9 protein-coding genes are annotated in these 13,490 nt (G+C 73.5%); 3 read left to right on the top strand and 6 right to left on the bottom strand.

Going from position 1 to position 13,490, the window contains the following annotated elements:
* Positions 1-184: 184 nt before the first annotated feature.
* Positions 185-1,147 carry a LysR substrate-binding domain-containing protein gene (locus ACF1ED_RS06045; protein ID WP_391757169.1) on the top strand — a complete coding sequence of 321 codons (963 nt, stop codon included), beginning with the start codon at positions 185-187 and terminating at the stop codon, positions 1,145-1,147.
* A gap of 93 nt (positions 1,148-1,240) precedes the next feature.
* On the opposite strand, the gene ACF1ED_RS06040 is transcribed toward ACF1ED_RS06045, so the two are convergent.
* From ACF1ED_RS06040 to ACF1ED_RS06030, 3 genes are read right to left on the bottom strand one after another with little or no spacing between them, the layout of a single operon-like run.
* Positions 1,241-3,604 carry an FtsX-like permease family protein gene (locus ACF1ED_RS06040; RefSeq protein ID WP_391757168.1) on the bottom strand — a complete coding sequence of 788 codons (2,364 nt, stop codon included), beginning with the start codon at positions 3,602-3,604 and terminating at the stop codon, positions 1,241-1,243.
* A complete protein-coding gene (locus ACF1ED_RS06035) occupies positions 3,592-4,275 on the bottom strand; it encodes an ABC transporter ATP-binding protein (RefSeq protein ID WP_391757167.1) in 684 nt (227 codons plus the stop codon). Before ACF1ED_RS06035 ends, ACF1ED_RS06040 begins: the two co-directional genes overlap by 13 nt.
* Complete coding sequence (locus ACF1ED_RS06030) at positions 4,272-4,796, bottom strand: PadR family transcriptional regulator (RefSeq protein ID WP_391757166.1); 525 nt, start codon at positions 4,794-4,796, stop codon at positions 4,272-4,274. The genes ACF1ED_RS06035 and ACF1ED_RS06030 overlap by 4 nt, the downstream gene beginning before the upstream one ends.
* Before the next feature lie 273 nt (positions 4,797-5,069).
* Between ACF1ED_RS06030 and ACF1ED_RS06025 the strand changes: the two genes are divergently transcribed.
* Positions 5,070-7,331 carry a transglycosylase domain-containing protein gene (locus ACF1ED_RS06025; protein ID WP_391757165.1) on the top strand — a complete coding sequence of 754 codons (2,262 nt, stop codon included), beginning with the start codon at positions 5,070-5,072 and terminating at the stop codon, positions 7,329-7,331.
* Between the two features lie 57 nt (positions 7,332-7,388).
* Here ACF1ED_RS06025 and ACF1ED_RS06020 read toward each other — a convergent pair whose 3' ends face one another.
* From ACF1ED_RS06020 to ACF1ED_RS06010, 3 genes are all read right to left on the bottom strand, one after another.
* Positions 7,389-9,326 (bottom strand): SpoIIE family protein phosphatase, encoded by a 1,938-nt coding sequence (locus ACF1ED_RS06020; RefSeq protein WP_391757164.1) that lies wholly within the window; start codon positions 9,324-9,326, stop codon positions 7,389-7,391.
* Positions 9,327-9,635: 309 nt separating this feature from the next.
* Positions 9,636-10,310 carry a DUF402 domain-containing protein gene (locus ACF1ED_RS06015; protein WP_391757163.1) on the bottom strand — a complete coding sequence of 225 codons (675 nt, stop codon included), beginning with the start codon at positions 10,308-10,310 and terminating at the stop codon, positions 9,636-9,638.
* Between the two features lie 88 nt (positions 10,311-10,398).
* On the bottom strand, positions 10,399-11,811 hold the full coding sequence (locus tag ACF1ED_RS06010; protein ID WP_391757162.1) for a class II fumarate hydratase: 1,413 nt from the start codon (positions 11,809-11,811) through the stop codon (positions 10,399-10,401).
* Between the two features lie 104 nt (positions 11,812-11,915).
* Here ACF1ED_RS06010 and ACF1ED_RS06005 point away from each other — a divergent pair, with 104 nt between their 5' ends.
* Positions 11,916-13,445, top strand: a complete 1,530-nt coding sequence (locus ACF1ED_RS06005) for a ricin-type beta-trefoil lectin domain protein (protein WP_391757161.1) — start codon at positions 11,916-11,918, stop codon at positions 13,443-13,445.
* The last annotated feature ends 45 nt before the right edge of the window (positions 13,446-13,490 follow it).

Raw genomic sequence — 13,490 nt, 5'->3', positions numbered from 1 at the left:
CGTTTCCGGAGGGGCGGTGCGCACACTGCCGTCCCGATCCACAGATCGCCGGTGGGCGGAACCTCGATGCGGTGGACCTGCCTCGGGTCGCGCCGTCGCCGTACGAGGTGCTGCCCGGCGTGCGGTCGGCCATCGGCGAGGAGGGCCCGCTATCGTCGGGTCTGCCCGGACGAAAGAGTGACCAGTGGTATCCCCCTATGCCCCCCAGCGCCCCAAGCAGCCCAGCCTCTCCCAGCTCCGGGCCTTCGCGGCGGTCGCCGAGCACCTGCACTTCCGTGACGCGGCGGCGGCCATCGGCATGAGTCAGCCCGCGCTCTCGGGCGCGGTCTCGGCTCTCGAGGAGGCACTCGGCGTCCAGCTCCTGGAGCGGACCACCCGCAAGGTGCTGCTCTCCCCCGCGGGGGAGCGGCTCGCGGTCCGGGCGCGGGCCGTCCTCGACGCGGTCGCCGAGCTGATGGACGAGGCCGAGGGCGCGCGCGCCCCCTTCACCGGGGCGCTCCGGCTGGGCGTCATCCCGACCGTCGCGCCCTATCTGCTGCCGGCCGTGCTGCGGCTGACCCACCGCCGCTACCCCGAGCTCGACCTCCAGGTCCACGAGGAGCAGACCTCCTCCCTCCTGGAGGGCCTGGCGGCCGGGCGCCTCGACCTGCTGCTCCTCGCCGTCCCGCTCGGCGTGCCCAGCGTCACCGAACTGCCGCTCTTCGACGAGGACTTCGTGCTCGTCACGGGGCGGGGGCACCCGCTGGCCGGGCGGGACGACATCCCGCGCGAGGCCCTCAGGGAGCTGCGGCTGCTGCTGCTCGACGAGGGGCACTGCCTGCGGGACCAGGCCCTCGACATCTGCCGCGAGGCCGGGCGTGAGGACGGTGCCGAGGTCACCACCACGGCGGCCGGTCTGTCGACCCTGGTCCAGCTGGTCGCCGGCGGGCTCGGCGTGACGCTGCTGCCCCGGACCGCCGTCTCCGTCGAGACCGCCCGCAACACCGCCCTGTGCACGGGCTCCTTCACCGCCCCGGCCCCCTCCCGCCGGGTCGCCCTCGCGATGCGGGCCGGCGCGGCCCGCCAGTCCGAGTTCGAGGAGCTGGCCGGGGCCCTGCGCGAGGAGCTGGAGGCACTGCCGGTACGGGTGCTGGGCGCGGGCGCGTGAGCCCCCCGGCCCTCCGCACGCACGGGGGCGCGGCCTCCTGACACCCCCCGGTGCCAGGAGGCCGCGCCCCTCCTCGTACATCCGCCCGGAGGGTCACTCCGTGCGCAGGCCGTCCGCGCGCATCAGCCGCCACAGCAGCGGCAGGCTCAGCAGCGTCACCGCCGCGATCAGCGCGGCGCCGACGCCGGCGACCGGCAGGAAGACCCACCAGTCCCGGGCCGGCTGGCCGGTCATCGCCAGCAGGACCGAGCCGAGGCCGAGGCCGCCCGCCACCGCGAGGACCAGGCCGAGGGCGATCGGCACCGCCGTCTGCCACAGCACCGAACAGACCAGGGTGGTGCGGCGGGTGCCGAAGGCGACCAGCGAGGAGAGCAGCCGCTTGCGGTCCCGCAGCTGTTCCAGGGTCGCGACCAGCAGCGAGGCCGCCACCAGCAGCATCGTCAGGGTGGAGCCGACGAGGATGCCGGTGCGGACGCTGAGGAACCTGGAGCTCTGCTCGGTGTCGCTCAGCCCCTGGACCGTGGCGGTCGGGTCGATCTCCAGGGCCGCGTTCCGTACCAGCTCGGGGGCGTCGGGCCGGTCCGGGTCGAGCCGGACCATCACCTGGGCGCGCGGGTCGAGGAGGCGGGCCGCGTCGATCGCCTTCGGGGTGGCGAACAGGCCGAAGCGGTGCATCCCGGCCGGGTCGGGGCGGGCGGTCACGGTGCGGGCGCCGGCGGGGACCCGCCACAGCGGCGGGGTCCCCCGGTGCTCGCCGGGATCGCGGAGCGAGACCTGGGCGTCCGGGCGGGCGGTCTTCCGGATCCACTCGGGGGCCGGGGCGTCGGTGGCGCCCTTCGGCGGCATCACCAGGAAGACGTCCCCGTCCGCGCAGGAGGGCAGGACGGCGTACTCGCGCAGCGAGGAGCAGTCGCCGACGGCCAGCGGGGTGATCGGGGCGAATTCCTCGCCCGGCTCCAGCGGGCCGGGCCGGTAGACGTGCGCGTCGATCGTGCCGATCGCGCCGGTGACCCCGTCGACGGCGGTGAGCCGGTCGATGGTCCGGCGGGCCTCGTCGCCGTCCCGGGCGTCCAGCGAGGTCATGAGCTGGGCCCGGGTGGTGTCCGCGCCGGTCGCGGAGGTGAAGTCCCGCTCCATCGCCTGGAAGAGCATCTGGAGCGCGATCGCCCCGGCCGCCGCGACCACGATCCCGCTGACCGCGCGGGCCGCGGTGCCGCTGGACAGCTGGAGCCGGCGCACGGCGAGCTGCCAGGAGACCGGGCCGCCGCGCAGCCGCTTCACCGCCGCCTCGACCAGCCACGGCAGCAGGCCGGTCAGGCCGATCAGCACGAGGACGGTGCCCGCACCGATGGTGACGGTGTCGATGCCGGTGTCCTCGGCCTGGATGCCGCCGACCGTCGGGACGAGCAGCGCGGCCCCGGCGGCGAGGATCAGCAGCCGCCACCACAGCCGGCGGCGGCGCGGGGTGGAGGTCCGCACCACGCCCAGCGGCTCGATCGCCACCCCGCGCAGGGCGAGGAGGGTGACCACCACCGAGGCGACCGGCACCACGGCGAGGACGAGCAACGCGAGCGGGGTGTGCGGGACGACGTCGGACGGGAAGGCGTTGACGTCCCAGATCTCGACGGCTCCGGCGAACTGCCGGGCGACCAGGAAGAGTCCGGCGCCGACGACCAGGCCGAGCAGGGCGCCCGCGAGCGATTCGCCCGCCGCGACCCGCCGGGTGGTGGCGTTGTCCGCGCCGACGAGCCGGAGCGCGGCGAGCCGGCGGTCGCGCTGCTCGCCGCCGAAGCGGGCGGCGGTGGCGATGAAGACGAGCACCGGCAGCAGCAGCACCACGTAGGCGATGACGACGAGGAGGAGCAGGAAGGCGTTCATCGGCTCCTCGGGCACCGACCAGCCGTAGCGCAACCCGCGCCCGTCGTAGTTGTCGGTGGTGAGGAACGGGACGTGGGCGACGTACCGCAGTTCGTTCGGGCCGATCAGCCCGGCCTCGCCGATCGTCCCCGCGATCCCGTACGGCAGCCGCTCCTTGAGGAGGGCGCCCTCGGGGGAGCCGAGGAGCCGGCCGAGGGCGGGGGAGACCAGCATCTCGCCCTCGGCGGGCACGCCGTCGGTGCCGGGCGGCACGGCGGCCTCGGGTCCCTCCGGCTTGAGCAGCAGCCCGCTGAGGCCGTCGCCCCGGTAGGAGCTGTGCTGGGTGTAGTGGAGGAAGGTCCCGGGGCCGGGCTCCTCGATCAGCTTGTGGCTGGCGTCGGGGGCCCGGGCGGACTCCCTGACCTCGCGCTGGAAGAGCATGTTCGGCAGCGAGGAGGCGAGCAGGAGCAGGGCCACGCCGAAGCCGACGCCGGCGGCGGTGAACAGGGTGCGCAGCATCCCGGAGCGGCCTCCGGTGGCGGCGAAGCGGGCGCCGAGCGCGAGGTCGCGGACCCAGACGCGCGGGTTCACGCGGCCCACTCCGTGGAGCGGACCGAGCCGTCGCGGACGACGACCTCGCGGTCGGACCAGGCGGCGACGCGGGCCTCGTGGGTGACGAGGACGACGGCCGCGCCGGTGTCCCGGGAGGCGTCGGTGAGCAGCCGCATCACGCGTTCGCCGTTGAGCGAGTCGAGGGCGCCGGTCGGTTCGTCGGCGAAGATCACGCGCGGGGCGGTGACGAGGGCGCGGGCGACGGCGACCCGCTGGCCCTGGCCGCCGGATATCTCGCCGGGCCGCTTGGCGGCGGTGTCGTCGACCTCCAGGCGGGCGAGCCATTCGACGGCGCGGGCCTCGGCGGCCTTGCGCTTCTCGCCGTTCAGCCGGAGCGGCAGGGCGACGTTCTCCACGCAGGTCAGCTCGGGGACGAGCTGGCCGAACTGGAAGACGAAGCCGAAGTCGGTGCGGCGCAGGGCGCTGCGGGCCGTGTCGGAGAGGGCGGTGAGGTCGCGTCCGTCGTAGGCGAGGGTGCCCGCGTCGGGGCGGACGATGCCGGCGAGGCAGTGCAGCAGGGTGGACTTGCCGGAGCCGGAGGGGCCCATGACGGCGACGACCTCGCCCGCGCGCAGGGCGAAGTCCGCCCCGGAGAGCGCGGCGGTGGGGCCGTACGCCTTGGACAGGCCGGTGGCCTCCAGGAGCGGGGCGGCGTTCATCGGCGGACCTCCTCGGCGAGCCGGTCCAGCCGGGCGGCGGTCAGTTCCAGCCAGCGCAGGTCGGCCTCCAGGTGGAAGAGGGCGTGGTCGCAGATGAGCTGGTCGGCGAGGTCGCCGTCCTTCTTGCGGCGGGTGAGCTCGCGCATCAGGCGCAGGTGCTCGGCGCGCTGGGTGTCGAGCAGTTCGGCGGCCCCGCGGCCGGTCATCAGGGCGAGGACGACCTTGGTGTAGAGCGTCGACTGGAGGTACGGCTCCGGCTTCTCGGGCGTCGCGAGCCAGTCGGCGACGTCGGTGACGCCGGCGTCGGTGATCGCGTACCGCTTGCGCTCGGGGCCGCCGCCGGGCTCGACGCCCTCGACGACGACGAGGCCGTTCTTCAGGAGGCGGGACATCGTCGAGTAGACCTGGCCGTAGTGGAGCGGCCGGTCGTGGCCGAACCGCTCGTCGAAGGCGCGCTTGAGGTCGTAGCCGTGGCGCGGGCCCGCTTCGAGGAGGCCGAGAAGGGTGTGACCGATGGACATGGCGCCACTGTACACGGTGTGTATACGCACGTTGTATAGCTGTCCGGGGCCGGGCGCGCGGGGGGTGCGGGCCAAAGCGGAACCGGTTCTTCACGCAACCATCACGTCCGCCCGGACGTCGGTTCCCCTGGGAGTGGGTGCTGATTCTCACGTCCTGAAAAGACGTGATCGGTTGCCCTATGTCCGCAGTGTCGGTGTTAGCTTGCTGAGCTGATCCGGCGCGACGCCGGACCGGGGACGACGGGACACACGACGAGCGGAGCGACACGCGACATGGGCCGACCGGACAAGAAGGCGAAGAAACGGGGCATACGCCGCCTCTTCACCTGGAAGAAGATCCTGGGCACCCTCTTCGCGTTCTGCCTCATCGGCATGGGCGCGCTCTACACCGTCTACCTGCTGGTCCCCGTCCCCTCGGCCAACGCCGAGGCGACCATGCAGAGCAACATCTACCAGTACTCCAACGGCAAGATCCTCGCCCGCACCGGCGAGATCAACCGCGAGATCGTGGGCCTGGAGAAGATCCCGCTCCCCGTCCAGCGGGCCTTCGTCGCCGCCGAGAACAAGACCTTCTACAAGGACAACGGCGTCGACATCAAGGGCACCACCCGCGCCGCCTGGAACACCCTCACCGGCCAGGGCAAGCAGGGCGGCTCCACGATCACCCAGCAGTACGTCAAGAACTTCTACCTGAGCCAGGACCAGACGGCGACCCGCAAGCTCAAGGAGATGGTCATCGCCGTCAAGGTCGACGAGGAGATGTCCAAGTCCGACATCCTCGCCGGCTACATCAACACCAGCTACTACGGCCGCTCCGCCTACGGCATCCAGGCCGCCGCCCGCTCGTACTACGGCACCGACGCCGCCGAGCTCACCACCGCCCAGGGCGCCTACCTCGCCTCGCTGCTCCAGGCCCCCAACCAGTACGACTGGACCTCCGCCAGCGCCACCGGCCGCAAACTCGTCGAGGAGCGCTGGAACTACGTCCTCGACAACATGGTCGAGATGGGCTGGCTGCCCGCCGCCGAGCGCGCCGGCCTCAAGTTCCCCGTCCCCCGGGCGCCCAAGCCGCTCCCCGGCATGGAGGGCCAGACCGGCTACATCGTCGAGGCCGCCAACCAGGAGCTGATGCGCCAGGGCGTCAGCGAGGAGGACATCAAGGCCGGCGGCTGGACCATCACCCTCAACATCGACGAGCGGAAGCAGAAGGACCTCGTCGCCGCCGTCGACAAGGAGCTGGAGGCCAAGATCGACCGCAAGGGCGACAAGAAGGCCGCCACCGTCCAGGCCGGCGCCACCTCCGTCGACCCGAAGACCGGCGCGGTCGTCGCGATGTACGGCGGCATCGGCGCCACCGAGCACTGGATGTCCAACGCCACCCGGCGCGACTTCCAGCCCGCCTCCACCTTCAAGCCGATCGTCCTCGCCTCCGCCATCGACAACCGGGCCACCACCCAGGACGGCCGCGAGATCGGCCTGCGCACGGTCTACGACGGCGACAGCAAGCGCCCCGTCGTCGGCAGCGAGATCCCCTACGCCCCCGAGAACGAGGACGACCACTCGTACGGCCCCGTCTCCGTCCAGCGCGCCACCGACAAGTCCATCAACTCGGTCTACGCCCAGATGATCGTCGACGTCGGCGTGGAGAAGACCAAGAAGACCGCCCTCGCCCTCGGCATGAAGGACGGCCAGGACTTCGACCCCACCCCCGCCATGGCCCTCGGCACCATGGGCGCCTCCACCCTCGACATGGCCGGCGCCTACGCCACCCTCGACAACCACGGCGTGAAGATCACCCCCGCCCTCGTCAAGACCGCCCAGCACCGCGACCGCCAGGTCGAGACGGTCCGGCAGACCGGCGAGCAGGTCATCAGCCGCCGGGCCGCCGACACCGTCACCCAGGCCATGCGGGGCGTCGTCGAGAACGGCTCCGGCTACCGCGCCGCCGGCGACTACGAGGCCGCCGGCAAGACCGGCACCTCCGAGAACAACCGGTCCGCCTGGTTCGTCGGCTACACCCCCGAACTGGTCACCGCCATCGGCCTCTTCGGCGAGGACACCTCCGGCAAGATCGCCGAGCAGGTCACCCTCACCGACACCATCCAGCCCGGCCGCGCCAACGGCGGCCGCATCCCCGCCCAGATCTGGGGCGAGTACACCGAGCGCGCCCTGAACGGCGGCTCGGACGCCGAGTTCGACCTGGAGACCGGGGTGTACGACAGCGGCCGCGACGCCGAGCCCACCGGGACCGGCTCGCCCACCGCGACCGAGGAGCCCACCCGGGAGCCGACCCGGACGGCCACCACCCCGCCGGCCCGCACCACCACCGCGCCGACCCCGCCGCCCACCTCGCCGACGACGGCCCCGCCGACGCCCACCGAGGACCCCGCCACCACGCCGCCCACCCCGACCGGGGAACCCACCGGGGAGCCGACCAACACGGCGACGGTCCAGCCGCCCGACCCCGAGGTCCCCGACAGCGGCGGCGACCAGGGAATCCGCCCGCCCGCCCGCACCACCCAGCAGCCCCGCTGACCCGCACGCGGACACGGTGAAGGCCGGCCCCCACCGGGGACCGGCCTTCACCGCGTCTCAGACCCGCGTCGCCAGCTCGAACCAGACGACCTTGCCGCCCGACAGCCGGGTCGCCCCCCACCGCCGCGCCAGCCGGTTCACCAGGAACAGGCCGCGCCCGCCCTCGTCCGTCTCGCGGGCCCGCCGCTGCCGCGGCAGCTGCGGGGAGTCGTCGCCGACCTCGCAGCGCAGCACGTCGGTCCTGAGCAGCCGCAGGGTCACCGGCCGCTCCGCGTACCGCACCGCGTTCGTCACGACCTCGCTGATCAGCAGCTCGACCGAGTCCGTCAGCTCCTCCAGGTCCCAGCGCGCCAGCGCCCGGCGGGCCAGCCGGCGGGCCCGGCCCGGGGCCGCGTCCTCCGGTTCCAGGAACCAGTACGCCACGTCGCTCGGCGCGATCCCGTCGAAGCGGGCCGCCAGCAGCGCGATGTCGTCGTCCCGGTCGCCCGGCCCGAGCATGTCGAGCACGTCGTCGCAGAGGGCTTCGAGCGGCGGCGCGTGGTCGGGGCCGGTCAGCTGGGCCGCCGCCGCCAGCCGCTCCCGCAGCTGCTCGATCCCGGTCCACACGTCCCGCAGCCGGGACTCCACCAGCCCGTCCGTGTAGAGCAGCAGGGTGGCACCGGCCGGGGCGTCCAGCTCGACCGCCTCGAAGTCGACCCCGCCGACGCCGATCGGGGCGCCCGCGGGCACCCGCAGCACCTCGGCGTGCCCGTCCATGTGGAGCAGTATCGGCGGCGGATGACCGGCGTTGGCCACCGTGATCCGGTGCGAGACCGGGTCGTACACCGCGTACATGCAGGTCGCCATCCGGTCCTGGCCGAGCCGCTGGGCCTGCTCGTCCAGGTGGTGCAGGACCTCCTGCGGGGGCAGGTCGAGCCCGGCCAGGGTCTGCGCGGTGGTGCGCAGCTGGCCCATGATCGCGGCCGAGGTCATGGAGTGGCCCATGACGTCGCCGACGACCAGGGCGACCCGGCTGCCGGGCAGCGGGATCGCGTCGTACCAGTCGCCGCCCACCCGGGCCGTCTCGGCCGCGGGCAGGTAGCGGGAGGCGAGCTTGACGCCGGTCGGCTGCGGCAGCGAGTCCGGCAGCATCGTGCGCTGGAGCTCGTCCGCGATGTACGCCTCCCGGCCGTACAGCACCGCCTTGTCGATGCCGAGCGCGGTGTGGGTGGCCAGCTGGGCGCCGACCAGCAGGTCGTCCGGGTCGAAGGCGGGCTGTTCGGGACGGCGCAGGAAGACGGCGGCGCCGATCACCCTGCGGCGGCCGCGCAGCGGCGCCAGTATCGCCCGCAGCCCGCGCGGCAGCGGGTGCTCCGGGCCGAGGAGCTCGCCGAGGGCGGTCCGGGCGGCGGCGGAGTCGCCGAAGACCGGCCGGACCCCGCGGAGCACCTCGGCGAGGGCGCTGCCGGAGCGCACCTCGCACAGCTCGGCGGCCGGGGTCGGGTCGGGATCGGGCACGAGGACGAGTTCGTCGCCCTCCAGGTCCGTTAACCGCAGCCGGTCGGTCCGGCGCAGCCGCAGCACGAAGGGCGCCACCGGGCGCTCGTCGCCCACCGGCAGCGGGTCGCGGAGGTAGACGAGGATCTCGTCGGAGAAGGTCGGCACGGTGGCCCGGCACAGGCCGAGCACGATCTCGTCCAGGTCGAGGCCGCGGGCGATCCGCCGGGTCGCGGCGCCGACGAACCGCAGCCGGTCGCCCTCGCGCCGGCCGGCCGGCGCCGCGCCGCCCTCCCCGCCCGGGGGCCTGGGGGAGACGGCGACGGCGACCGCGGGACCGGACGGCCCGGGCGGCTGCGGCGGGGCGTCGGGGACCTGCGCGGCCGGCGGCGCGGTCGGCTGCGCGGGGATGTCGGAGGGCAGGCCGGCGGGCGCGGCCTCCTGGCGGGGCCGCGTCTGCTCCTGGGGCCGGTCGGCCAGGGGCTGCCGGCCTTCGTGGGAGGTGGGATGCTCCGTCACGCGTGGGATTCCGTCCGTCCGGGCCGGTGGTGCGATGCACTCGCTCTTCTCGCCGATGCCGCGCCTTCGCCGGGGATAAACCCCTCGGAGGCGGTGTTCGCGGTGGATACGGACGATCCGCGGACGACGGCAGGGGCGGGGGGCGCGCCATCCGGGCACAGCTCGGGCACTGCTCTCCCCCTCATCGATGACGTGCGGTGACGTGTGGTCAGTTGCTGTGCTGCGTTCGCTCGGTGACGTCGTGCGCGCCCGGTGTCGGCCGTGCGGAGGACGATCCTACGTTTCGACCCCGGGGGCGCATCAAGGGTCTCATGGCGCCGTGTGCGCCGGAGTGCGGTCCCAGTCCGCCGGCAGGGCGGGAACGGTCCACGCGGGGTCGGGCCGCCACTCCTCCCAGCCGTCCCGGAAGGGCGCCCCCCACTCCTCGACGAGCCGTACGGCCGCGGCCCCGGCGGCCTCCACCCGGGCGGCCCGCGCGGCGTCCATCAGGCCGGACCGCTGGGCCTGGGCGAACTCGTCCTCGTCCCGCCAGAGCCAGCTGCGGTCGGGGTAGACGGAGATGTCGAGGAAGTGGTCCTCGGAGTCGAGGCCGCCGGCCCAGCGGCGGCGCGGCTCCTCCAGGTTCACGTACCAGCTGCGGAAGCGCCAGCCGCGGTCCCAGAACAGCCAGACCGACCAGGGGTCGCCGGGCCGGGCCAGCTTGAGGACGCCGCTGCCGGTCCAGCGGGCCCGCTCGGTGGTGCGGGGCGCGGTGTAGCGGGTGGCGAGCGGCTCGTCGTGGACCGGGGTGCCGTCGGCGAGGACCGGCCGGACGCACTCGGTGCCGGGCGCCATCCAGACGGCGAGCAGGCCGGGCGTGTCGCGGACGACGGTCACCGGCCGGCAGATGTGCACCTCGTCGGTGCCGATGCCGCGGTAGCGCCAGAGGATGTGCTCCCCCGGCGCCCAGTGCTGGATGTCGCCCGAGCCGTCCGATCCTGTCATGCGCAGATCTTAGGGGCGCGCTCCCACCCGCGCTGCGGTACGCGTCACGCTTGAGTCACGTGGGGGACGGGCGGGCTTCACCGCGCGGTCACGGCCGGGTCATGCGCAGCACGTCGAGGGCCTCGTCGAGCTGTTCGAGGGTGAGGTCGCCGCGGTCCACGTAGCCGGACTCCAGGACGACCTCGCGGATGGTCTTCCGCTCGGCCAGGGACCTCTTGGCGACCTTGGCGGCCTCCTCGTAGCCGATGTACTTGTTCAGCGGGGTGACGACGGAGGGGGAGGACTCGGCGTACTCGCGGGCGCGCTCGGCGTTCGCGGTGACGCCGTCCACCGTGCGGTCGGCGAGCAGCCGGGAGGCGTTGGCGAGGAGCCGTACGGATTCCAGCAGGTTCTTGGCCATCACCGGGAGCATCACGTTGAGCTCGAAGTTCCCGGCCGCGCCGGCCACCGCGACGGTGGTGTCGTTGCCGGTGACCTGGGCGGCGACCATGAGGACCGCCTCGGGGATCACCGGGTTGACCTTGCCGGGCATGATCGACGAGCCGGGCTGGAGGTCGGGGAGGTTGATCTCGGCCAGGCCGGTGCGGGGGCCGCTGGCCATCCAGCGCAGATCGTTGGCGATCTTGGTCAGGGAGACGGCGATGGTCCTGAGCTGGCCGGAGGTCTCCACCAGGCCGTCCCGGGCGCCCTGGGCCTCGAAGTGGTCGCGGGCCTCGGTGAAGGGCAGGCCGGTGGCGCGGGCCAGCTCGGCGATGACGGCGGCCGAGAAGCCGGGCGGGGTGTTGATGCCGGTGCCCACCGCGGTGCCGCCGAGGGGGAGTTCGGCGAGCCGGGGCAGCGAGGCGCGCAGCCGTTCGATCCCGTACCTGACCTGGGCCGCGTAACCGCCGAACTCCTGGCCCAGGGTGACCGGGGTGGCGTCCATCAGGTGCGTGCGGCCGGACTTCACCACCGACGCGAATTCGGCCGATTTTCGCTCCAGGGCGGCGGCCAGGTGGTCGAGGGCCGGGATCAGGTCGCGGGTGACGGCGGCGGTGGCCGCGATGTGGATGGAGGAGGGGAAGACGTCGTTGGACGACTGCGAGGCGTTGACGTGGTCGTTGGGGTGGACCGCCCGGTCGGCCGGGAGCCGCTCGCCGGCCAGGGTGGCCAGGACCTCGTTGGCGTTCATGTTGGACGAGGTGCCGGAGCCGGTCTGGAAGACGTCCACCGGGAACTGGTCGTCCCAGCGGCCCTCCGCGACCTCCGCCGCGGCGGCCGCGATCGCCTCCGCCCGGTCCCGGTCGATCACGCCCAGCTCGGCGTTGACGGTGGCGGCGGCGGCCTTGATCCGGGCCAGGGCCTCGATGTGGGCGCGCTCCAGGCGCTGCCCGGAGACGGGGAAGTTCTCCACCGCCCGCTGGGTCTGGGCCCGCCACTTGGCGTGCGCGGGGACCCGGACCTCGCCCATGGAGTCGTGCTCGATGCGGTGGTCCGCGTCGTTCTTCTTGCTCTCGGTCATCACTCAACCTCCATAAAAAGATGAGCACTTGTCTTGTTCGATGTATTCCCAAGCCGCGTACCGGCCAGTAAAAACCGTGGGTAACCCCACTTCCAGGAGGCGCAATGACGCGCACCAGGTACAGACTCCGGTGGCCCATCGCCGCCGTCGCCGCGGCGGCCGCCGCCCTCGGCTCCCTCACCGCCGCCGCCCCCGCCGGAGCGGCCGACACGGGTACGAGGGCCGCCGTCTCCTCCGTACCCCTCCCGCCCGAGCTGGAGGCCGTCCGGGCCGCCGAGGCCACGAAGATCTACGGCAGCCCCGAGGAGCGCCCCCTCGCCCAGCGGAAGACCGGCCTGATCTCGCTCGGCGACAGCGAGATCTCCGGCGAGGGCGTCGGCAGTTACGAGTCGCCCACCAACGGTCCCACCAACTGGTGCCACCGCTCGCCCGACGCGGCCATCCACCGCACCGGGATCTCCGCCGACCTCACCTTCAACGTGTCCTGCTCCGGCGCCTACACCGGGAACATCCGGATCGGCGGCGGCAAGCAGTACGCGGACGAGCTGGTCCAGAGCGACAACCTCGCCGTCAAGGCCCGCAACACCCGCGTCAAGATGGTGCTGCTGGTCGCCGGGGCCAACGACGACCTCCAGTTCGGCCCCGTCATGACCGACTGCGTCACCCGCTACGTCCTCAGCCAGGGCGCCTGCGAGCCCAAGTACGCCCCCGGCTGGCAGTCCCGCGTCGACGCCCTCGTCCCCAAGGTCGAGCAGACCGTCCGCGACCTGAGGACCGTCATGCGCGACGCCGGGTACGCCGACGGCGACTACAAGCTCGTCGTCATGGGCTACCCCAGCCCCATCGGCCCCGACTTCCACGACAACCCGAACTTCCCGGGCAAGCTGATCTGCGGCGGCATGGGCTACGACTCCGACACCAAGTGGGGCCGCAACACCGCCGTCCCCGCCTTCGAGCGAGGCATGCGCCGGGTCGCGGCCTCCACCGGCGCCGTCTACCTGGACAACTCCCGGCTCTTCCACGGCCACGAGGTCTGCATGGAGGACGCCTGGGCCCGGGGCCTGTACATCGACCTCTCCAAGCCCGGCGGCATCGACGAGAACTCCACCCGGCAGTCCTTCCACCCCAACAAGAGCGGCCACGCCGCCTTCGCCTCCTGCCTGACCCAGCTGTACGCCTCGGGCCTGCGCGAGGCGAGCTGCGCCGACGTGAACTCCTCCGGCACCCCGACGCTCTTCCCGCTCGCCTGGGACGACGTCTACAAGCCGCTCAAGGTCGAGGCGACCGGCAACTGCCTCGACGTGAACGCCTCGGAGTCCGCCAACGGCACCGCCGTCCTCGGCTGGGACTGCCACGGCGGCCGCAACCAGGGCTGGTGGTACGACTCCGCCCGCGGGACCCTGCACACCGAACTCACCCAGGACCGCTGCCTGGACGTGCCGGGCGCGGCCTACCAGACCGGCAAGGCGCTGGTCCTCTGGAACTGCTCCGGCGCCGCCAACCAGAAGTTCGTCCGCGACGGCGCCACGATCCGGCCCGCCGCCGCGACCGGCCTCTGCCTCGCGCAGGGGGCGGCGAAGGAGCCGGTCCGGCTCCAGACCTGCGACGGCTCCGCGAAGCAGCGGTTCGTCTAGCCGGCGCCCCCGAGAACGCCGTGGCCCTCCGTCCGGTGCGGGGCG

The sequence above is a fragment of the Streptomyces sp. NPDC014656 genome (genome assembly GCF_043084305.1).
In the GTDB taxonomy this organism is placed as follows: Bacteria; Actinomycetota; Actinomycetes; order Streptomycetales; family Streptomycetaceae; genus Streptomyces.
Note: the sequence above shows the minus strand (reverse complement) of the source record. Positions and strands in the feature narration are given on the sequence as shown.

Coding starts and splice junctions, on each gene's coding strand:
- ACF1ED_RS06015 (WP_391757163.1), bottom strand. CDS start 10,310: ATGACAGGATCGGACGGCTCGGGCGACATCCAGCACTGGGCGCCGGGG.
- ACF1ED_RS06030 (WP_391757166.1), bottom strand. CDS start 4,796: ATGTCCATCGGTCACACCCTTCTCGGCCTCCTCGAAGCGGGCCCGCGC.
- ACF1ED_RS06035 (WP_391757167.1), bottom strand. CDS start 4,275: ATGAACGCCGCCCCGCTCCTGGAGGCCACCGGCCTGTCCAAGGCGTAC.
- ACF1ED_RS06005 (WP_391757161.1), top strand. CDS start 11,916: ATGACGCGCACCAGGTACAGACTCCGGTGGCCCATCGCCGCCGTCGCC.
- ACF1ED_RS06010 (WP_391757162.1), bottom strand. CDS start 11,811: ATGACCGAGAGCAAGAAGAACGACGCGGACCACCGCATCGAGCACGAC.
- ACF1ED_RS06025 (WP_391757165.1), top strand. CDS start 5,070: ATGGGCCGACCGGACAAGAAGGCGAAGAAACGGGGCATACGCCGCCTC.